15 protein-coding genes are annotated in these 18,910 nt (G+C 68.9%); all 15 read right to left on the reverse strand.

Features of this window, described 5'->3' with window-relative positions:
• Positions 1-2 precede the first annotated feature (2 nt).
• Positions 3-1,250: a cell division protein FtsZ gene (gene ftsZ / locus PFX98_RS01860; protein ID WP_285233476.1), complete on the reverse strand. Its 1,248-nt coding sequence runs from the start codon at positions 1,248-1,250 to the stop codon at positions 3-5.
• Positions 1,251-1,389: 139 nt separating this feature from the next.
• On the reverse strand, positions 1,390-2,619 hold the full coding sequence (gene ftsA / locus PFX98_RS01865) for a cell division protein FtsA (RefSeq protein ID WP_285233477.1): 1,230 nt from the start codon (positions 2,617-2,619) through the stop codon (positions 1,390-1,392).
• 9 nt (positions 2,620-2,628) lie between these two features.
• Positions 2,629-3,462, reverse strand: coding sequence for a cell division protein FtsQ/DivIB (locus PFX98_RS01870; RefSeq protein WP_285233478.1), 834 nt, complete (start codon positions 3,460-3,462; stop codon positions 2,629-2,631).
• Positions 3,463-3,477: 15 nt separating this feature from the next.
• A complete protein-coding gene (locus PFX98_RS01875; protein ID WP_285233479.1) occupies positions 3,478-4,470 on the reverse strand; it encodes a D-alanine--D-alanine ligase in 993 nt (330 codons plus the stop codon).
• Positions 4,467-5,873, reverse strand: coding sequence for a UDP-N-acetylmuramate--L-alanine ligase (gene murC / locus PFX98_RS01880; protein ID WP_285233480.1), 1,407 nt, complete (start codon positions 5,871-5,873; stop codon positions 4,467-4,469). The genes PFX98_RS01875 and murC overlap by 4 nt, the downstream gene beginning before the upstream one ends.
• Entirely contained in the window at positions 5,870-6,964 is a 1,095-nt protein-coding gene (gene murG / locus PFX98_RS01885; RefSeq protein WP_285233481.1) for an undecaprenyldiphospho-muramoylpentapeptide beta-N-acetylglucosaminyltransferase, read from the reverse strand. Before murG ends, murC begins: the two co-directional genes overlap by 4 nt.
• Complete coding sequence (ftsW, locus tag PFX98_RS01890; protein WP_285233482.1) at positions 6,961-8,223, reverse strand: putative lipid II flippase FtsW; 1,263 nt, start codon at positions 8,221-8,223, stop codon at positions 6,961-6,963. The genes murG and ftsW overlap by 4 nt, the downstream gene beginning before the upstream one ends.
• Positions 8,223-9,941, reverse strand: a complete 1,719-nt coding sequence (gene murD / locus PFX98_RS01895) for a UDP-N-acetylmuramoyl-L-alanine--D-glutamate ligase (protein ID WP_285233483.1) — start codon at positions 9,939-9,941, stop codon at positions 8,223-8,225. The genes ftsW and murD overlap by 1 nt, the downstream gene beginning before the upstream one ends.
• Positions 9,942-9,951: 10 nt before the next feature.
• Positions 9,952-11,130 (reverse strand): phospho-N-acetylmuramoyl-pentapeptide-transferase, encoded by a 1,179-nt coding sequence (mraY, locus tag PFX98_RS01900; RefSeq protein ID WP_285233484.1) that lies wholly within the window; start codon positions 11,128-11,130, stop codon positions 9,952-9,954.
• Positions 11,120-12,541: a UDP-N-acetylmuramoyl-tripeptide--D-alanyl-D-alanine ligase gene (locus PFX98_RS01905; RefSeq protein WP_285233485.1), complete on the reverse strand. Its 1,422-nt coding sequence runs from the start codon at positions 12,539-12,541 to the stop codon at positions 11,120-11,122. The genes mraY and PFX98_RS01905 overlap by 11 nt, the downstream gene beginning before the upstream one ends.
• A complete protein-coding gene (locus tag PFX98_RS01910) occupies positions 12,538-14,049 on the reverse strand; it encodes a UDP-N-acetylmuramoyl-L-alanyl-D-glutamate--2,6-diaminopimelate ligase (RefSeq protein ID WP_285233486.1) in 1,512 nt (503 codons plus the stop codon). The genes PFX98_RS01905 and PFX98_RS01910 overlap by 4 nt, the downstream gene beginning before the upstream one ends.
• Positions 14,043-15,779 (reverse strand): peptidoglycan D,D-transpeptidase FtsI family protein, encoded by a 1,737-nt coding sequence (locus tag PFX98_RS01915; protein WP_285233487.1) that lies wholly within the window; start codon positions 15,777-15,779, stop codon positions 14,043-14,045. The genes PFX98_RS01910 and PFX98_RS01915 overlap by 7 nt, the downstream gene beginning before the upstream one ends.
• Positions 15,779-17,575 carry a peptidoglycan D,D-transpeptidase FtsI family protein gene (locus PFX98_RS01920; RefSeq protein ID WP_285235515.1) on the reverse strand — a complete coding sequence of 599 codons (1,797 nt, stop codon included), beginning with the start codon at positions 17,573-17,575 and terminating at the stop codon, positions 15,779-15,781. Before PFX98_RS01920 ends, PFX98_RS01915 begins: the two co-directional genes overlap by 1 nt.
• On the reverse strand, positions 17,575-17,904 hold the full coding sequence (gene ftsL, locus PFX98_RS01925) for a cell division protein FtsL (protein WP_285233488.1): 330 nt from the start codon (positions 17,902-17,904) through the stop codon (positions 17,575-17,577). Before ftsL ends, PFX98_RS01920 begins: the two co-directional genes overlap by 1 nt.
• Complete coding sequence (gene rsmH, locus PFX98_RS01930) at positions 17,901-18,908, reverse strand: 16S rRNA (cytosine(1402)-N(4))-methyltransferase RsmH (RefSeq protein WP_285235516.1); 1,008 nt, start codon at positions 18,906-18,908, stop codon at positions 17,901-17,903. Before rsmH ends, ftsL begins: the two co-directional genes overlap by 4 nt.
• Between the last annotated feature and the right edge of the window lie 2 nt (positions 18,909-18,910).

Genomic DNA, 18,910 nt, shown 5'->3' on the forward strand with positions numbered 1-18,910 from the left:
CATCAATCCGCTTGTTTACGCAGGAAGGCCGGGATCTCGATTTCGTCCATGCCATTGGACGACAGCGCTTCGACCTTGGCCGCGGCGGTGCGGCCATGGCGCCAGACGCTGGGCACGCTCATGCCGCCGAAGTCGTTGCCGTTGCCGCTCATGGCATTGCCCGCGGGCGTCGCCATGCCACCGGGGGCACCATGGCCCATCATCACCGGCTGGGTCAGCACCGGCATATTGTCGGTGCCGGTGCGCAGCGTGGCCTGCTGCTGCACCACTTGCAGCGGCGCCTGCTGGCGGGCGCGTTGCGAGCTCAGGCCAGTGGCGATGACGGTGACGCGCAGTGCGTCGCCCAGGCTTTCGTCGTAGGCGGTGCCGTAGATCACATGGGCATCATCGGCCGCATAGCGGCGGATCGTGTTCATCGCATTGCGCGACTCGCTCAGCTTGAAGTTGGCACGGCTGGCGGCGATCAGCACCAGCACGCCGCGCGCGCCGGAGAGGTCAATGCCTTCCAGCAGCGGGCAGGCCACGGCGGCGTCGGCCGCCTTGTTGGCGCGGTCCGGGCCGGTGGCTTGCGCCGTGCCCATCATGGCCTTGCCGGGCTCGCTCATCACCGTCTTGACGTCTTCGAAGTCGACGTTCACCAGGCCGGGGATGTGGATGATGTCGGAGATGCCGCCGACGGCGTTCTTCAGCACGTCGTTGGCATGCGCGAAGGCCTGGTCCTGCGTGACGTCTTCGCCCAGCACGTCCAGCAGCTTGTCGTTCAGCACCACGATCAGCGAGTCGACATTGGCTTCCAGCTCGGCCAGGCCGTTGTCGGCCGCCTTGGTGCGGCGCGTGCCCTCGAATTCGAAGGGCTTGGTCACCACACCGACGGTGAGGATGCCCATTTCCTTGGCCACGCGGGCGATCACCGGCGCGGCACCGGTGCCGGTGCCACCGCCCATGCCGGCGGTGATGAAGAGCATGTTGGCGCCCTGGATGGCCTCGCGGATGCGGGCCTCGGCCTCCTCGGCCGCCGCCTTGCCCATCTCGGGCTTGGCACCCGCGCCCAGGCCGGTGGAGCCGAGCTGGAGGAGCTGGTCGGCCTTGGAACGATTGAGAGCCTGGGCATCGGTGTTGGCGCAGATGAATTCCACGCCCTGAACGCCTTGGCTGATCATGTGCTCGACGGCATTGCCACCGCCGCCGCCGACACCAATCACCTTGATTTGCGTGCCCTGGTCAAACTCTTCAATCATTTCGATCGCCATAACATACCTCCTTCAGCAATTGTGCATTTGACAACAGTGAAAAACTACAGGGATGACCCTTTTTTTACACTCTTTGCCCCAGAAACTTGGGCATTTGAACCCTCGGCGCCACGGTCACCCGGGCCCGCCACCTGAAACTCTAGAAATTCCCCAGAAACCAATCCCTCGCGCGCCCGAACAGCGTCTTCACCGAGCCCGCCTGCTGCGCCGCTTTCAAACCCCGGGTGCGCGACAAACGCGCCTCTTCCAGCAGCCCCATCACGGTCGCCGAGCGTGGATTCGAAACCATGTCGAAGAGCGCGCCGTTATAGGTCGGGTTGCCGCGGCGCACGGGTTTGAGGAATATGTCCTCGGCCAGTTCCACCATACCCGGCATGACCGAGGCGCCGCCCGTCAGCACAATCCCCGAGGACAGCAGCTCCTCATACCCGGATTCACGTATGACCTGGTGCACCAGCGAGAATATTTCCTCGACTCGGGGTTCAATAACGCCGGCAAGTGCTTGTTTTGAAAGCATGCGCGGGGCGCGGTCGCCCAAACCCGGCACTTCCACCTGATCGGCGGGGTCGGCCAGCAGCTGCTTGGCCACGCCATGCTCGACCTTGATTTCCTCGGCATCCTTGGTGGGCGTGCGCAGCGCCATCGCGATATCGCTGGTGATCAGGTCGCCGGCGATCGGGATCACCGCGGTATGGCGGATCGAGCCGCCGGTGAAGATCGCCACGTCGGTGGTGCCGGCGCCGATATCGACCAGGGCCACGCCCAGATCGCGCTCGTCCGAGGTCAGGCCGGCCAGGCTGGAGGCGCTCGGGTTGAGCACCAGCTGGTCCACTTCCAGGCCGCAGCGGCGCACGCATTTGACGATGTTTTCGGCCGCGCTCTGCGCGCCGGTGACGATATGCACCTTCACTTCCAGGCGCCCGCCCGACATACCGATGGGCTCCTTCACCTCATGGCCGTCGATCACGAATTCCTGCGGTTCCACCAGCAGCAGGCGCTGGTCGTTGGGGATATTGATGGCCTTGGCGGTTTCCACCACGCGCGCCACGTCCACCGGCGTGACCTCCTTGTCGCGCACGATCACCATGCCGGTCGAGTTCTGGCCGCGGATATGGCTGCCGGTAATCCCCGTGAAAACCCTAGATATCTTGCAGTCGGCCATCATTTCGGCCTCTTTCAGGGCCTGCTGGATGGACTGCACGGTGGCGTCGATATTCACCACCACGCCGCGTTTCAAACCATGCGAGGGCGCCACGCCCAGGCCCGCGATGCGCAATTCGCCATTGCCCATGACCTCGGCCACCACCGCCATGATCTTGGCGGTGCCGATATCCAGTCCAACGACCAAATCCTTGTATTCCTTGGCCATGCTCGGTCCTTAGCTTTTCTTATTTCCGCCCTTGGGCGCGGGTGGGTTGGTTGATACTCCGCGCAGCCGCACCGCATAACCGTCGCCATGGCGCAGGTCGGCCGAGAGCAAGGGAGTTTGGTAGCGCGAGGTGATTTGGTTGATGCTGGCGACGAACTGGGCGTAGCGGGCCAGCACCTCGGCATCGCTGCCGCGGCCCAGCTCGATCACCGCACCCTTGTCCAGATGCACGCGCCAGGAGCCGCGGCCCGACAGGTCGAGGCGCTCGACGCCATCGTCCAGCCGCTTGCTGAGCTGCTGCAGCTGCCGCCACAGCGCCAGCATATGGGCCGAGCTGTTGGCCGGGCCGGACAGCACCGGCAGCTCCTCGTCCTCGACATCGCCCAGATTGGCCTGAAACAGCTCGCCGAAGCTGTTCACCAGCAGGCGCTCCACGGTCGCCTCGCTGTCGGCATCGGCACCCTCGGCCTTGGCTTCCCAGTAGGCCGCGGGCTGGTGCTCCTCCAGCTGCACGCGCAGCCGGCTGGGCCAGATGCGCTGCACGGTGGCGCTGCGCACCCAGGGCACCGCCTCGAAGGCATGGCGGGCGGTCTGCAGACTCATGCTCAGAAAGCTGCCGCTCATGCGCGGCAGGGCGTTGGCACGCAGCGAGGCGGCGCTGTTGCGCGCCACATCGCCCTCCACGGTGATGGCACGGATCGCGAACACCGGCTGGCGCACCAGCCATTGCAGCGCCAGCGCCAGCAGGGCCGCGGCCAGGCCCAGCAGCAACAGCGCCGCCACGCCGTTCATCAGACGGACGTCTGGCGGCGTGGTGACGATGTTGGGGCTCTGGGCGCGCATGGTGAGCGATGAGGGTCAGGTCTTGCTGCCGTGAATGTCGGGCACCCGGCCGTCCAGGCGCGCCTGGGCCAGCAGCCACAGGCACAGCTGCTCGTAGCTGATGCCGGCGGCCTTGGCCGACATCGGCACCAGCGAGTGCGAGGTCATGCCGGGCGAGGTGTTCATCTCCAGCAGAAACACCTGGCCATCGCTCTTGCGCAGCATCAGATCGGCACGGCCCCAGCCGCGGCAGCCCAGCGAGCGGTACGCCGCCAGCACGGTGGCGCGGATGGCGGCCTCCTGCTCGGCCGGCAGGGTGCCGATGTGGTACTGGGTGGTGTCGGTGAAGTACTTGTTCTGGTAGTCGTAGTTGCCGGCCACCGCCTCGATGCGTATCACCGGCAGCGCCACGGCCGTATCGCCCTCGCCCAGCACCGGGCAGGTCAGCTCCCAGCCCACGATGCATTCCTCGCAGAGGATCTCGTCGTCGTACTGGGCGGCGAGCTGCACCGCATCCATCATGTCCGAGTAGCCCACCGCCTTGGAGATGCCGATCGACGAACCCTCGTGCGGCGGCTTCACGAACACCGGCAGGCCCAGCTCGTCGGGCACGCTGCGCACGCGCTCGCGGCTCAGCTCATCGCGGCGCAGCTTCAGGTAGCGCGGCGTCGGCAGGCCGTCGGCGATCCACAGGCGCTTGGTGGTGATCTTGTCCACCGCGATGCTGGAGGCCATCACGCCCGAGCCAGTGTAGGGAATGCCCAGCAACTCCAAGGCGCCCTGCACCGTGCCGTCCTCGCCATGGCGGCCATGCAGGGCGATGAAGACGCGCGCAAAGCCTTCGCTCTTAAGTTCGTGCAGGCCGCGCTCGGCGGGGTCGAAGGCGTGGGCATCCACGCCCTGCGAGCGCAGCGCCTGCAGCACGCCCGCGCCCGACATCAGCGAGACCTCGCGCTCCGCGGATTCGCCGCCCGTCAGCACGGCCACCTTGCCGAGCGCCTTGGGGTCGATATTCAGATCCAAGCTCATGGCCGGACCTCCTTCGTGGTCAACAGTTCAACCGTGCGTGCCGGCACGGACCCGATCGTGCCCGCCCCCATCACGATCACCACATCGCCGTCGCGGGTAGCGTCGGCAATTGCTTGCGGCAGCGCCGCGATGTCTGGAACCAAGGTCGCCAGCGGCAGCGCAGCCTGCAATGCCGCTGCGTCTGCGCCTTGAATCGGCGCCTCGCCGGCCGCATACACCTCGGTCAGCAGCACCGCATCAAAACCGCCCATCACGCGCACGAAGTCCGCAAAGCAGTCGCGCGTGCGGGTGTAGCGGTGCGGCTGGAAGGCCAGCAGCAGGCGCTGACCGGGGAAGGCACCGCGCGCGGCCGAGAGCACCGCCGCCATCTCCACCGGGTGGTGGCCGTAGTCGTCGATCAGGCTGAAACGGCCGCCATCGGCGGCGGGCAGCTCTCCATAACGCTGGAAGCGCCGGCCCACGCCGCCGAACTTGGCCAGCGCCGTCAGCATCGCCGCATCCGGCAGCTCCAGCTCGGTGGCCACCGCGATCGCGGCCAGCGCGTTCAGCACATTGTGCTGGCCGGCCAGGTTCAGGGTGACGTCCAGCGCCGGCATCTCCCCCTTCTCATCCCGGCGCAGCACCGTGAAGCGCATCTGCCCACCGGCCAGGGCCTGCACATTCACCGCGCGCACCTGGTTGTGCTCGCCCAGGCCGTAGCTGACGATAGGCCGCGAGACCATCGGCATGATGGAGCGCACGCCCTCGTCGTCGCCGCACAGCACCGCCGCGCCATAGAAGGGCATGCGGTGCAGGAAGTCGACAAAGGCCTGCTTGAGGCGGCCGAGGTCATGGCCATAGGTGTCCATGTGGTCGGCGTCGATATTGGTGACGACGGCCAGCACCGGCAGCAGGTTCAGGAAGGAGGCGTCGGACTCGTCCGCCTCCACCACGATGTAGTCGCCCTGGCCCAGCGCCGAGTTGGCGCCGGCGCTGTTGAGCTTGCCGCCGATCACGAAGGTGGGGTCCACGCCGGCCTCGGCCAGCACCGTGGTGACCAGCGAGGTGGTGGTCGTCTTGCCATGCGTGCCGGCGATCGCGATGCCCTGCTTCAGCCGCATCAGTTCGGCCAGCATGACGGCGCGCTGTACCACCGGGATGCGCGCGGCGCGCGCGGCGATCACCTCGGGGTTGTCGGCCTTCACCGCGGTGGAGGTCACCACCGCCTGTGCGCCGGCGATATGCGCGGCGGCATGGCCGATATGGATCTGCAGGCCCAGCTGTGCCAGGCGCTGCGTGGTGGCGCTCGCGCTCTGGTCCGAGCCCGACACGGTGTAGCCGAGGTTGTGCAGGATCTCGGCAATGCCGCTCATACCGGCGCCACCGATGCCCACGAAGTGAATGTGCTTGACGGCGTGCTTCATGAGGGCTTCACCAGGGATTCGAGTTCGTCGGCCACACGCGAGGCCGCACGCGGGCGGGCCAGCGCGCGCGCGCGCTGCGCCATCGCCAGCAAGCCCTCGCGGCTCAGGCCGCTCAGCAATTCATGCAGCTTGGCCGGCGTCAGCTCCTGCTGCGGCAGATGCAGGGCCGCCTCGTGCTGGGCCATGAAGCGGGCGTTGTCGCGCTGGTGCGAGGTGGTCGACACCACCAGCGGCACCAGCAGCGCCGGCACGCCGGCGGCGCAGAGTTCGCTCACCGTGACCGCGCCGGCGCGGCCGATGATGAGGTCGCAGTCCGCCAGCCGCGTGGCCATGTCGTCGATGAAGGGCAGCAGCTCCGCCCTTTCATCCAAGGCAATGCCAGCGGCCTGGTAGGCCGCCTGCACGCTGGAGAAATTGGCGGCGCCGGTCTGGTGCGTGACGCTGGGGCGTTGCTCGGCGGGCCACAGTGCCAGCGCCTTGGGCAGCACCTCGTTGATGGCGCGCGCGCCCAGCGAGCCGCCCACCACCAGCACGCGCAAGGGGCCGGTGCGGCCGGCAAAGCGCTGGGCCGGATCGGCGATCGCCTCGATCTCGGCGCGCACCGGATTGCCGGTGACCACCGCCTTGGGCGTGGAGGCCGCGGCGGCGCCGTCAAAACCGAAGGCGATGCGGCGCGCAAAGGCCTTGAGCCCGCGGTTGGAGAGCAGCATGGCCGCGTCGGCATTCACCAGCATCAGCGGCTTGCGCATCAGCCAGGCCATCAGGCCGCCGGGCAGGCAGACATAGCCGCCCATGCCCAGCACCGCGTCGGCGCTGCGCGTGCCGAACACGGTGCGCGCCTGCACAAAGGCGCGCGCGAACTTGAACAGGCCCGTGAGGGCATGCGCGAAGCCCTTGCCGCGCATGCCGGCGAAGGCCAGGCGGTCCAGCGGCAGGCCGGCGGCCGGCACCAGCTTGTTCTCCATGCCGGTCTCGGTGCCCATCCAGCTCACGCTCCAGCCGCGGCGCTTCATCTCCTCGGCCACCGCCAGGCCCGGGATGATGTGGCCGCCGGTGCCGGCCGCCATGATGACGAGGTGGCGCGTGCTCATGCCCGGCCTCCGCGCATCAGCTGTCTGTTCTCGATGTCGATGCGCAGCACGATGGCGATCGACACACAGTTCATCAGGATCGCCGAGCCGCCAAAGCTCAAGAGCGGCAGCGTCAGGCCCTTGGTGGGCAGCGCGCCCAGGTTCACGCCCATATTGATGAAGCCCTGGGCCGCCATCCAGATGCCGATGCCCTGGGCATAGAGGCCGGCGAACACGCGGTCCAGCGCGATCGCCTGGCGGCCGATGTGAAAGAGCCGGCGCGAGAGCCAGAAGAAACCGATGATGACCAGGGCCACGCCCACGAAGCCCAGCTCCTCGCCGATCACCGCCAGCAGGAAGTCGGTATGCGCCTCGGGCAGGTAATGCAGCTTCTCCAGGCTGGAGCCCAGGCCCTGGCCGAAGAACTCGCCGCGGCCGAAGGCGATCAGCGAATGCGTCAGCTGGTAGGCCTTGCCCTGCGCGTACTTCTCGTCCCAGGGGTTGAGGTAGGCAAAGATGCGTTCGCGGCGGAATTCGCTGAAGGTGATCATCAGCACGAAGGCCCCCACCAGCACCGCCACGATGAGGAAGAACATGCGGCCGTTCACGCCGCCCAGGAACAGGATGCCCATCGCGATCGCCGCGATCACCATGAAGGCGCCCATGTCCGGCTCGGCCAGCAAGAGCACCCCCACCACGCCCAGCGCCACCACCATGGGCCAGACGGCCTGGAAGAAGTTCTCCTTCACATCCATCTTGCGCACCATATAGCTGGCCGCGTACATCGCGATCGCCAGCTTGGTGAGCTCGGAGGGCTGGAAGTTCATCACGCCCAGCGGGATCCAGCGCCGCGCGCCATAGACCACCTTGCCCAGGCCGGGGATCAGCACCGCGATCAGCATCACCAGCGAGATCACGAAGATCCAGGGCGCCCAGCGCTCCCAGCTCGCCACCGGCACCTGCACGGTGATCAGCGCGGCCACCAGGCCGAAGCCGATCGCCACCATATGGCGGGTGAGGAAATGCGTCGGCAGGTATTTGGCGAAGCGCGGGTTGTCCGGCATCGCGATCGAGGCCGAATAGACCATCAGCAGGCCCAGGGCCATCAGCGCCAGCACCACCCACACCAGGGTGACGTCAAAGCCCTGGATGCGGGTGGGCTGGCCGGCCGAGGTCGACACCCAGTCGCGCACCGGCACATCGGCGGCACTCGCCTCGCTCTTGGCGAACAGGCCGCGCAGGCGCTCCGCCAGGTTCTTCAGGCCCAGGGTCTCGCTCATCAGCTGAGCCCCCCGTCGTTGGCCAGCTCATGCACCTGGGCCACGAACACCTCGGCACGGTGGCCGTAGTTGCGGAACATGTCCAGGCTGGCGCAGGCCGGGCTCAGCAGCACGCTGTCGCCGCTGTGCGCCTGCTGCAGGCACCAGCTGGTGGCGGCCTCCAGCGTGGCGTGGCGCTGCATCGGTAGCTGGCTGTCTTGCAAGGCAGCCTCGATCTGCGCCGCGTCGCGGCCGATCAGGGCCACCGCGCGTCCATGGCGCGCCACGCCCTCGCGCAGCGGGGAAAAATCCTGGCCCTTGCCGTCGCCGCCCAGGATCAGCACCAGCTTGGCGGGTGCGCGGTCGGCGCCCAGGCCGTTGATGGCCGCCACCGTGGCGCCGACATTGGTGCCCTTGGAATCGTCATAGAAATCCACGCCGCGGATGCTGGCCACGTACTCGACGCGGTGCGGCTCGCCGCGGTAGTCGCGCAAGCCATGCAGCATCGGCGCCAGCTCGCAGCCGGCCGCGCTGGCCAGGGCCAGGGCCGCCAGCGCATTGGCGGCGTTGTGGCGGCCGCGCACGCGCAGCGCGTCGGCGGGCATCAGGCGCTGCAGGATGATCTCCTCCGCGTCCTCATCCTTGCGGCGCTTGAGGGTCTCGTCGACCTCGCGCGCGCGCACCAGCCAGGCCATGCCGCCCTCGCTGACCAGGCCATAGTCGCCCGGATGATCGGGCGCGTTCAGGCCGAAGCGCAGCACGGTGCGCGACTGCAGCTTGGCGGCGCGGCCGCGCCCTTGCTTGACCAGCACCGGCGCCGGCACCATCGCCTCCACCAGGGCGTCATCGCGGTTGATCACCATCAGCGTGTGCTCGCCAAAGACACGCGCCTTGGCGCGCGCATAGGCGGCCATGTCGCCATGCCAGTCGAGATGGTCCTGGGTGATGTTGAGCACCGCCGCGGCGGTGGGCTCGAAGCCCTGCACGCTGTCGAGCTGGAAGCTGGAGAGCTCCAGCACCCAGACCTCGGGCAGGTGCTCGAACACCGGACCCTTGGGCGGCGGCTTGATCGGCAGGGGCTGCTCGTCCAGCAGCGCATCCACCTCGTCCAGGGTGGACAACTCCACTATGGGCTCGGGCTGAGCCTCCGGGGTTTCATCGGCCACCGGGGTCAGGTCTTGCGCCTCTACGGGCGCCTCCACCAGCTCTGCAGGCAACTCGGCCGGTTCCAGGTCCAGCGCCTGCGCCAGCGTGGTCAGCATGCTGGGGCCGATATTGCCGGCCACCGCCACGCGCTTGCCGGCGCGCTCGGCCAGCAAGGCCGTCATGCAGGTGGTGGTGGTCTTGCCATTGGTGCCGGTGATGGCCAGCACCGCGGGCGCGTAACGGCGCTCGGCCTTGAGATCGGCGAGGGCGCGGGCAAACAGGTCCAGCTCGCCCTGCACCGGGATGCCGGTGGCGCGTGCCAGGTTCAAGAGCGGCTGCAGGCGCGCATCCAGCGGCGACAGGCCCGGGCTCTTCAGCACCAGTTGCACACCCGCCAGCGCCGACTCCGGCAGCTCGCCGTGGAAGAACTCGACGGCCGGCAGCTGCTCGCGCAGCGTCGCCAGTTGCGGCGGCTGCGCGCGCGAGTCCCACACCGCGGCCGTGGCGCCGTAGCGCAGGGCCCAGGCGGCCATGGCCAGGCCGGAGTCGCCCAGCCCCAGCACCAGCACCTTGAGTCCCATCAGCTGCTTCATCGTGCCATCCTCAGCGCAGCTTCAGGCTGGCCAGGCCGATCAGGCACAGCAGCATGGTGATGATCCAGAAGCGCACCACCACCTGGGTCTCTTTCCAGCCCGACTTTTCGAAATGGTGGTGCAGCGGCGCCATCTTGAAGATGCGCCGACCGGTGCCGGTCTTCTTCTTGGTGTATTTGAACCAGCTCACCTGGATCATCACCGACAGCACCTCGGCGACGAACACGCCGCCCATGATGCCCAGCACGATTTCCTGGCGCGTGATGACCGCCAGCGTGCCCAGCGCGCCGCCCAGCGAGAGCGCGCCCACATCGCCCATGAAGACCTGGGCCGGATGGGTGTTGAACCAGAGGAAGGCAAGACCTGCCCCCGCCATCGCCGCGCAGAAGATCATCAGCTCGCCGGCGCCGGGGATGTAGGGAAAGATCAGGTACTTGCTGTAGACCGAGGAGCCGGTGACGTAGGCGAACACGCCCAGCGCCGAGCCCACCATCACCACCGGCATGATGGCCAGGCCGTCCAGGCCGTCGGTGAAGTTCACCGCATTGCTGGTGCCGACGATGACGAAGAAGGACAGCGCGATGAAGCCGAACACGCCCAGCGGGTAGCTGACCGTCTTGAAGAAGGGCAGCATCAGGTCGGCCTTGGGCGGCAGCTCGGTGGAGAAGCCGCTCGTGACCCAGCGGAAGAACAGCTCCACCACGCCCAGGAAGGAGGTCTCGGACACGCTGAAGGCCAGGTAGAGCGCCGCCACCAGGCCGATCAGCGATTGCCAGAAGAACTTCTCGCGGCTGCTCATGCCCTCGGGGTTCTTGTCGACGACCTTGCGCCAGTCATCCACCCAGCCGATCGCGCCAAAGCCCATCGTCACCAGCATCACCACCCAGACGAAGCGGTTGCTCCAGTCGAACCACAGGAGCGTGGACACGCCGATGCCGATCAGGATCAGCACCCCGCCCATGGTGGGCGTGCCGCTCTTGGCCAGATGTTGTTGCACGCCGTATTCGCGGATCGGCTGGCCGATCTTCATTTCGGTCAGGCGGCGTATCACCCAGGGGCCGAAGGCCAGGCCGATCAGCAGCGAGGTCATCGCCGCCATCACCGCACGGAAGGTGATGTACTGGAACACGCGCAGAAAGCCGAGGTCCGGATACAGGCCTTGCAACCATTGGGCCAGACTAAGCAGCATGGGCGCCCCCATCCTTTTGCAGCGCCGCGACCACGCGTTCCATCTTCATGAATCTCGATCCTTTGACGAGCACGTTCTGAACCTGGGGCGCCTGCTCAAGGGCCGCCACCAACTCGTCCACTGACTTGAAATGTCTGGCGGCGACGCCATAGGCGCGCGCCGTGTCGGCCGCCGCCTCGCCCACGGTCCACAGCGCCGCGATGCCGCGCTCGGCCGCGTAGGCGCCCACCTCGCCGTGGAAGGCCGGGCCCTCGTTGCCCACCTCGCCCATATCGCCCAGCACCAGCCAGGACAGGCCCGGCAGATCGGCCAGCACGTCGATGGCGGCGCGCACGCTGTCGGGGTTGGCGTTGTAGCTGTCGTCGATCAGGGTCAGGCGCCGGCCCTGGCGCTCCAGCTGCTGCAGCTGCGAGCGGCCCTTGACGGGGCGGAAGTCTTCCAGGCCGCGCACCACCGCGGCCAGCGGCGCACCGGCGGCCAGCGCGCAGGCGGCCGCCGCCAGGGCGTTGCGCACGTTGTGCAGACCGGCCACCGAGAGCGCCACCGGCGCATCGCCGGCCGGCGTGTGCAGCTCCAGCGCCCAATGCCCGGCATCCACCCAGGCGGCGCGCCCCATCACATCGGCCTGGCCCTGCAGCGCAAAGCTGAGGTGGCCGCGCGTGCCGGCGAGCCGATGCCAGATCGGTGCGCAGGCGTCCTCGGCCGGGAACACTGCCACACCGGCGGCGCCCAGGGCCTCGATGACGGCGCCGTTCTCGCGCGCCGCCGCCTCCACCGTCTGCAGAAACTCCTGGTGCTCGCGCTGCGCGTTGTTGACCAGGGCCACGGTGGGCTGGGTCATCGCGGCCAGCGGCGCGATCTCGCCCGGGTGGTTCATGCCCAGCTCGATCACCGCGGCGCGGTGCCAATGGGCCAGGTCCTGGCGCAGGCGCAAAAGCGTCAGCGGCACGCCGATCTCGTTGTTGTAGTTGCCCTCGGTGGCGAGCGCCGCCGTGCCCAGCCAGGCGCGCAGGATGCTCGCAATCATCTGGGTCACGGTGGTCTTGCCATTGCTGCCGGTGACGGCGATCACCGGCAGATGGCATTGCGCGCGCCAGGCACTGGCCAGCGCACCCAGCGCCTTGAGGCTGTCGGGCACCTCGATGCCGGGCAGGCCGGCGGCCTGATCGGCATCGAGGCCGCGCTCCGCCAGGGCCGCGACGGCGCCCGCCGCCCTGGCCTGGGCCAGGAAGTCGTGCGCATCGAAGCGCTCGCCGCGCAGCGCCACGAAGAAGTCGCCCGCCTGCAGGCTGCGCGTGTCGCTGTGCACGCGCAGGATGGCCAGCTCCGGGTCGCCCAGCAGGCGCGCCGCTGGCACGGCGGGCAGCAGCAGCGCGTGCAGCTGGCCGAGCGTGAAGTTGTTGTGGCTCACAGTCCGGCCCTCCGGATCAGGGCGGCACGGCCTTCGTCCACATCGGAGAAGGGCAGGCGCTGGCCCATGATTTCCTGATAGTCCTCGTGGCCCTTGCCGGCCACCAGCAGCACGTCGCGGCTGCCGGCCTCCAGCACCGCGCGCTGGATGGCTTCGCGGCGGTCGGCCAGCACCAGGCGCGGCGCGGCCGCATCCAGGCCCGCCTCGATGTCGGCCAGCACCTGCTCGGGCGCCTCGCCGCGCGGGTTGTCGCTGGTGATGACGACGCGCTGGGCCAGCCTGGCGGCGATCGCGCCCATCAGCGGGCGCTTGCTGCGGTCGCGGTCGCCGCCGCAGCCGAACACGCAGTGCAGCTGGCCGCCGCGCGCCGCGGCCAGCGGGGCGAGCGCTTCCAGCGCCTTCTGCAGCGCATCGGGCGTGTGGGCATAGTCCACCACCAGCTCGGGCAGCTCGCGGCCATTGCCGACGCGCTGCATGCGGCCGGGCACGGGGGTGACGAGGGCCGCCACGCGGGCCACATCGGCCAGGCCGTGACCGAGTGCGCGCAGGCCACCGATCACCGACAGCAGGTTGGAGATGTTGTACTCGCCGATCAGGCCGGTCTCGACCAGCAGCTCTTCGGTCCCTTCCTTCAGGGTGAAGGCCAGGCCAGCGGCGCGGTAGTGCAGCGCATGGGCCGAGAGGCGCGCATCGCTGCGGTTCAGGCCATAGCTCCAGACGTCCAGCTTGCCGGTCAGCTCCTTGGCCAGTTCGGCACCCTTGGCATCGTCGAGGTTCAGCACCGCGGCCTGCAGGCCCGGCCAGTCGAACAGCTCGCGCTTGGCGGCCCAGTAGGCGTCCATGCTGCCGTGGTAGTCCAGATGGTCCTGGGTGAAGTTGGTGAACAGGGCCACGCGCAGCTGGGTGCCGGCGAGGCGGTGCTCCTTGATGCCGATCGAGGAGGCCTCGATCGCGCAGGCCGCATAGCCCTGCCCCGCCATGCGCTTGAAGGCCGCCTGCAGCAGCACGGGGTCAGGTGTTGTCAGGCCGGTGTAGCTGATGTCGGCGGGCTTGCCGCTGCCCGCGCTGCCCGGGATGGGCGGCTCGCCCACCCCCAGCGTGCCCACCACGCCGCAGCGCTGGCCCAGCAGGCTCAGGGCCTGGGCCGTCCACCAGGCTGTGGAGGTCTTGCCATTCGTGCCGGTGGTGGCAATCACCGCCAGCTGCTTGCTGGGCTCGCCGTAGTAGGCGGCGGCGATCAGGCCGGTCTTGGCCTTCAGCCCGGCCAGCGAGGCCACGCGCGCATCGGTGAAGCCGTAGGCGTCGACGCCCTCCTCCTCCACCAGGCAGGTGGCGGCGCCGGCGGCGATGGCAGCGGCCACATAGCCGCGGCCGTCCTTGGCATAGCCAGGCCAGGCGATGAAGGCATCGCCGGCCGCCACCGCGCGGCTGTCGGTGCGCAGCGCGCCGGTGGTCCATTCCTGCAGCCAGCGGGCCGCGGCTTCGGGTGATTTGAGTCGGGTCAGCATGTCTTGTGGTCCTTGTTGCCGAGGCCGCAGGCCAGCAGTTCGGGCTTGGCGGGCGGCACATGCATCAGGCGCAGGCTTTGCGCCACCAGCTCGCTGAACACCGGCGCGGCCACATGGCCGCCGGCATGGCCGGCGATGCTGGGCTCGTCCACCATCACCGCGACGACGATGCGCGGCTGCTGGATCGGCGCCAGGCCCACGAACCAGGCGCGGTACTTGCTCTTGTCGTAGCCGCGGCCGACCTGCTTGTAGGCGGTGCCGGACTTGCCGCCCACCGCATAGCCGGCCACCTGGGCCTCGCGCGCGGTGCCGCCGGGCTCGGTGACGCTCTGCAGCATCTGGCGCAGCGTCTCGGCGGTCTGCGCCGAGAACACGCGCCGGCCCTGCACCGGGGCGCCGGCGGGCAGCTTCTGGATGCTCAGCGGCAGCAGCTCGCCGTCGTGCGCGAACACCGTGTAGGCATGGGCCAGCTGCAAGAGCGAGGCCGAGAGGCCGTAGCCATAGCTCATGGTGGCCTGCTCGACCGGCCGCCACTTCTGGTAGGGCCGCAGGCTGCCGGTGACGGCGCCGGGGAACTGGATCTGCGGGCGCTGGCCCAGGCCGATGGCGCTGTACAGCTCGTGCATCTCGCGCGGCGGCATTTGCAGCGCCATCTTGAGGGTGCCGATATTGCTGGAGTTCTTGATCACCTCGGCCACCGTCATCACGTCGGCCGGGTGCGCATCGCTGATGCGATGGCCGGCCATGGTGATGAAACCGGGCGCGGTGACGATGCGGGTGGCGGGCGTGACGCGGCCCGACTCGATCGCCTGCGCGGCGATGAAGGGCTTCATGGTCGAGCCGGGCTCGAACACATCGGTGAGCGCGCGGTTGCGCAGCTGCTCGCCGCCGCGCTGCTTGCGCTCGTCCGGCTTGAAGCTGGGGTAGTTGGCCAGCGCCAGCACCTCGCCGCTGCGCGCATCCAGCACCACCGCGCTGCCCGCCTTGGCGCCATGCTTGGCCACCGCGTCGCGCAGGCGCTGGTAGGCGTAGTACTGGATCTTGGCGTCGATGGCCAGCTCGATGTCCTGGCCGTTGACCGCGTCGACATGGGCGCCCTGATCCTCCACGACGCGGCCCAGGCGGTCGCGCAGCACGGCGCGCAGGCCGTCCCGGCCCTGCAGCGCGGATTCGAAGGCCAGCTCCAGGCCCTCCTGGCCGCGCTCGTCGGCATTCGTGAAGCCCACCACATGGGCGGCGGCCTCGCCCTCGGGATAGCGGCGCTGGTACTCGCGCTCCTGGAACACGCCCTTGAGCTTGAGGGCGCGCACCTGCTCGGCCATGCCGTCGTCGACCATGCGGCGCAGCCACACGAAGCGGTGCGCGGGGTCCAGCTTGGCGTGCAGATCCGCGTCGCTCATGCCCAGCGCGCGGGCCAGCGCGGCGCGCTGGGCGGCGTCGCCGTCCAGCTCCGACGGGATGGCCCAGAACGAGGGCATGGCCACGCTGCTGGCCAGCACCTGGCCGCTGCGGTCGATCAGGCGGCCGCGGCTGGCGGGCAGCTCCTGCTTGTGCAGATAGCGCGCCTCGCCCTGCTGCTGGAAGAAGGCATGGTCCACCGCCTGCACATAGGCGGCGCGCGCCAGCAGGCCGGTGAAGCCCAGGCCCACCAGCACGAGCAGAAAGCGCGAACGCCACAGCGGCGTGCGTGTGGCGAGCAGGGGGCTGTGGATGCGCGGCGGGCGGGCCATCAGAAGCTCTCCTCCACCGCCTGCAGCTTGCCGCTGGCAACGATCTGCGGCTTCACCTCCAGATCGGGCGGCACGCCCAGCAGGCGCAGGCTCTGCGCCACCACCTGGCTGAACACCGGGCCGGCCACCGCGCCGCCGTAGTAGACGCCGTTGCTGGGCTCGTCCACCATCACCGCCACCACGATGCGCGGCTTGCTGATCGGCGCGATGCCGACGAACCAGGAGCGGTACTTGTGACCGGCGTAGCTCTTGCCTTCCTGCTTGTGCGCGGTGCCGGACTTGCCGCCCACGCTGTAGCCGCTCACCATCGCCTGCGGCGCGGTGCCGCCGGGGCCGGCGGCCATCTGCAGCATCTCGCGCACCTGGGCCGCGGTCTTCTCGCTGAACACGCGGATGCCATGCACCGGCTCCTTGGCGGTCTGGTGCATCATCGAAATCGGGATCACCTCGCCGTCGCGCGCGAACACGGTGTAGGCGCGCGCCAGCTGCAGCAGCGAGGCCGAGAGCCCGTAGCCATAGCTCATGGTCGCCTGCTCGATCGGGCGCCAGCTCTTGTAGGGCCGCAGCTTGCCGGTCACCGTGCCGGGGAAGTTGATCTGCGGACGCTGACCCAGGCCGATGGCGGTGAACATCTCGTGCATCTCGCGCGCCTGCATCTGCAGGGCCAGCTTGGTGATGCCGACGTTGGAGGATTTCTGGATCACCTCGGCGGCGGTGAGCACGCCATGCGGGTGGGCGTCGGTGATCACCGAGCCGGTCACCGTCATGCGGCCGGGCGCGGTGTCGATCGGGGTCTGGGGCGTGACGCGGCCGGTCTCCAGCGCCAGCGCCATCACCAGCGGCTTCATGGTCGAGCCGGGCTCGAACACATCGGTGAGCGCGCGGTTGCGCAGCTGCTCGCCGCTGAGGTTCTTGCGCTCGCCGGGGTTGTAGCTGGGGAAGTTGGCGAGCGCCAGCACCTCGCCGGTCTGCACGTCCAACACCACCACCGAGCCAGCCTTGGCCTTGTGCTCGGCCACCGCATCGCGCACGCGCTGGTAGGCGAAGAACTGCACCTTGGCGTCGATGGAGAGATCGATGTCGCGGCCGTTGGCGGGCGGCACGCGCTCGCCCATGTCCTCGACCACGCGGCCGAGGCGGTCGCGCACCACGGCGCGCGAGCCGTCGCGGCCCTGCAGGTCCTTCTGGAAGGCCAGCTCGATGCCCTCCTGGCCCTTCTCTTCCAGATTGGTGAAGCCCACCACATGGGCGGCCGCCTCGCCCTCGGGATACTGGCGCTTGTACTCGCGATCCTGGAACACGCCCTTGAGATTGAGCGCCTTGATGCGGGCGGCGGTGTCGTCGTCGGCCTGGCGGCGCAGGAACACGAAGCGCGTGGCCGGGTCCAGCTGCTTTTCCAGCTGCTGCTGGCTGATGCCGAGGATCTTGGCAAGCTCGCGGCGCTTGGCCGGATCGCTGTCGACCTCCTTGGGGAAGGCCCAGATCGAGGGCACGGCCACGCTGCTGGCCAGCACCTGGCCGCTGCGGTCATTGATGCGGCCGCGGCTGGCGGGCAGCTCCACGGTATGGGCGTAGCGCGCCTCGCCCTGGCGCTGGAAGAACTCCTCGCCGATCACCTGGATGTAGGCGGCGCGCGCCAGCAGGCCGGCAAAGGCCAGGCCCACCAGGGCGACCAGAAAGCGCGAGCGCCAGGGCGGGGTCTTGGAGGCCAGCAGCGGGCTGGTGGAATAGCTCACGCTGCGCGTGTTGTGGGCGCGCGCGCCGCTGGTGGCGGCGGAGTTGCGCCTGAACTTCATCACTGCGTGCCTCCGGCAATGGCTGCCGAGGCGGCGCGCGCCGTGCCACCGTCCAGCGCCTGGCCCGTGGTTTGCGTAGCGGTTTGCGTAATGGCCGGCGTGATCGCGCGCATGCGCAGGCGCTCGCGCGCCACCTGCTCGACGCGCAGATTGGTGGCCTGGGCATGGCGCTCGGCCTGCAGGCGCTGGTAATCGGCATCGAGGCGGCGTGCCTCGGTCTGGGCGCGGTCCAGCTCGGTGAACAGGCGGCGCGCCTCATAGGCGTTGCGCACCATGTAGAGGCCCGACAGCAGCACCGCCAGCAGCAGCAGGAAGTTGATGCGGCTCACCGCTTCGCTCCCTTGCGCCTGGCGGCCTTGGCGTCCCGCGCCGGTGCGGGCTCGAGCGGCGCATCGGTGCGTTCGGCCACGCGCAGGATGGCCGAGCGCGAACGCGGGTTGGCGCGCACCTCGGTCTCGCTGGGCTTGATGCGGCCCAGCGCCGTCAGTGCCAACGCCTTGGGTGCGGCGAACATGGCGCGCCGATCCACCACTTCCTTGCTATGCGAAGCGATGAAGGTCTTGACGATGCGGTCTTCCAGCGAGTGGAAGCTGATCACGCTGAGCCGCCCGCCGGGCAGCAGCATCTGCAGGGCCGCGTTCAGCCCCTGCTCGAGCTCTTCAAGCTCGGCGTTGACGTAAATCCGTAACGCTTGAAATGTGCGCGTTGCAGGGTCCTGGCCCGGTTCGCGGGTTTTGACTGCACCAGCCACGACTTGGGAAAGCTCGGCAGTGCTTCGAACAGCACTCCCGCTCTCCCGGCGAGCAACAAGCGCCTTTGCAATCTGTGCAGCAAACCGTTCTTCCCCATAGTCGCGTATGACCTCGGCAATTTGGCGCTCGTCGGCACGCGCCAGGAAATCGGCGGCACTCTCGCCGCGCGTGGTGTCCATGCGCATGTCCAGCGGCCCCTCGAAGCGGAAGCTGAACCCGCGCGCGGGGTTGTCAATCTGCGGGCTCGACACGCCCAGGTCCAGCAGCACGCCGTGCACCCGCTGGATGCCCAGGGCCTCGAGCTGGGCGCGCATGTCGGCAAAAGGGGCGTGGCAGATAGAAAAACGCGGGTCCGTGACCCGCGTCTCGCCGGTGGTGGCCGCTGCGATGGCCTCGGGGTCGCGATCGATCGCGATCAACCTCCCCTGCGGCCCGAGCTTCTCCAGCAGCAGGCGCGAATGGCCGCCGCGGCCGAAGGTGCCGTCTACATAGATGCCGTTGGGATCGTTCAGCACCCCGTCCACGGTCTCGTGCAGCAGCACGGTGGTGTGCGAAAAGCCGGGCGTCGCGGGCGTCGTCATCT

This window comes from Paucibacter sediminis (genome assembly GCF_030254645.1).
Lineage (GTDB): Bacteria > Pseudomonadota > Gammaproteobacteria > Burkholderiales > Burkholderiaceae_C > Paucibacter_B > Paucibacter_B sediminis.

What these genes read in the sequence shown, in the direction of transcription:
- ftsZ (WP_285233476.1), bottom strand. Translation starts at nt 1,250, where the DNA reads ATGGCGATCGAAATGATTGAAGAGTTTGACCAGGGCACGCAAATCAAG.
- ftsA (WP_285233477.1), bottom strand. Translation starts at nt 2,619, where the DNA reads ATGGCCAAGGAATACAAGGATTTGGTCGTTGGACTGGATATCGGCACC.
- PFX98_RS01870 (WP_285233478.1), bottom strand. Translation starts at nt 3,462, where the DNA reads ATGCGCGCCCAGAGCCCCAACATCGTCACCACGCCGCCAGACGTCCGT.
- PFX98_RS01875 (WP_285233479.1), bottom strand. Translation starts at nt 4,470, where the DNA reads ATGAGCTTGGATCTGAATATCGACCCCAAGGCGCTCGGCAAGGTGGCC.
- murC (WP_285233480.1), bottom strand. Translation starts at nt 5,873, where the DNA reads ATGAAGCACGCCGTCAAGCACATTCACTTCGTGGGCATCGGTGGCGCC.
- murG (WP_285233481.1), bottom strand. Translation starts at nt 6,964, where the DNA reads ATGAGCACGCGCCACCTCGTCATCATGGCGGCCGGCACCGGCGGCCAC.
- ftsW (WP_285233482.1), bottom strand. Translation starts at nt 8,223, where the DNA reads ATGAGCGAGACCCTGGGCCTGAAGAACCTGGCGGAGCGCCTGCGCGGC.
- murD (WP_285233483.1), bottom strand. Translation starts at nt 9,941, where the DNA reads ATGAAGCAGCTGATGGGACTCAAGGTGCTGGTGCTGGGGCTGGGCGAC.
- mraY (WP_285233484.1), bottom strand. Translation starts at nt 11,130, where the DNA reads ATGCTGCTTAGTCTGGCCCAATGGTTGCAAGGCCTGTATCCGGACCTC.
- PFX98_RS01910 (WP_285233486.1), bottom strand. Translation starts at nt 14,049, where the DNA reads ATGCTGACCCGACTCAAATCACCCGAAGCCGCGGCCCGCTGGCTGCAG.
- PFX98_RS01915 (WP_285233487.1), bottom strand. Translation starts at nt 15,779, where the DNA reads ATGGCCCGCCCGCCGCGCATCCACAGCCCCCTGCTCGCCACACGCACG.
- PFX98_RS01920 (WP_285235515.1), bottom strand. Translation starts at nt 17,575, where the DNA reads ATGAAGTTCAGGCGCAACTCCGCCGCCACCAGCGGCGCGCGCGCCCAC.
- rsmH (WP_285235516.1), bottom strand. Translation starts at nt 18,908, where the DNA reads ATGACGACGCCCGCGACGCCCGGCTTTTCGCACACCACCGTGCTGCTG.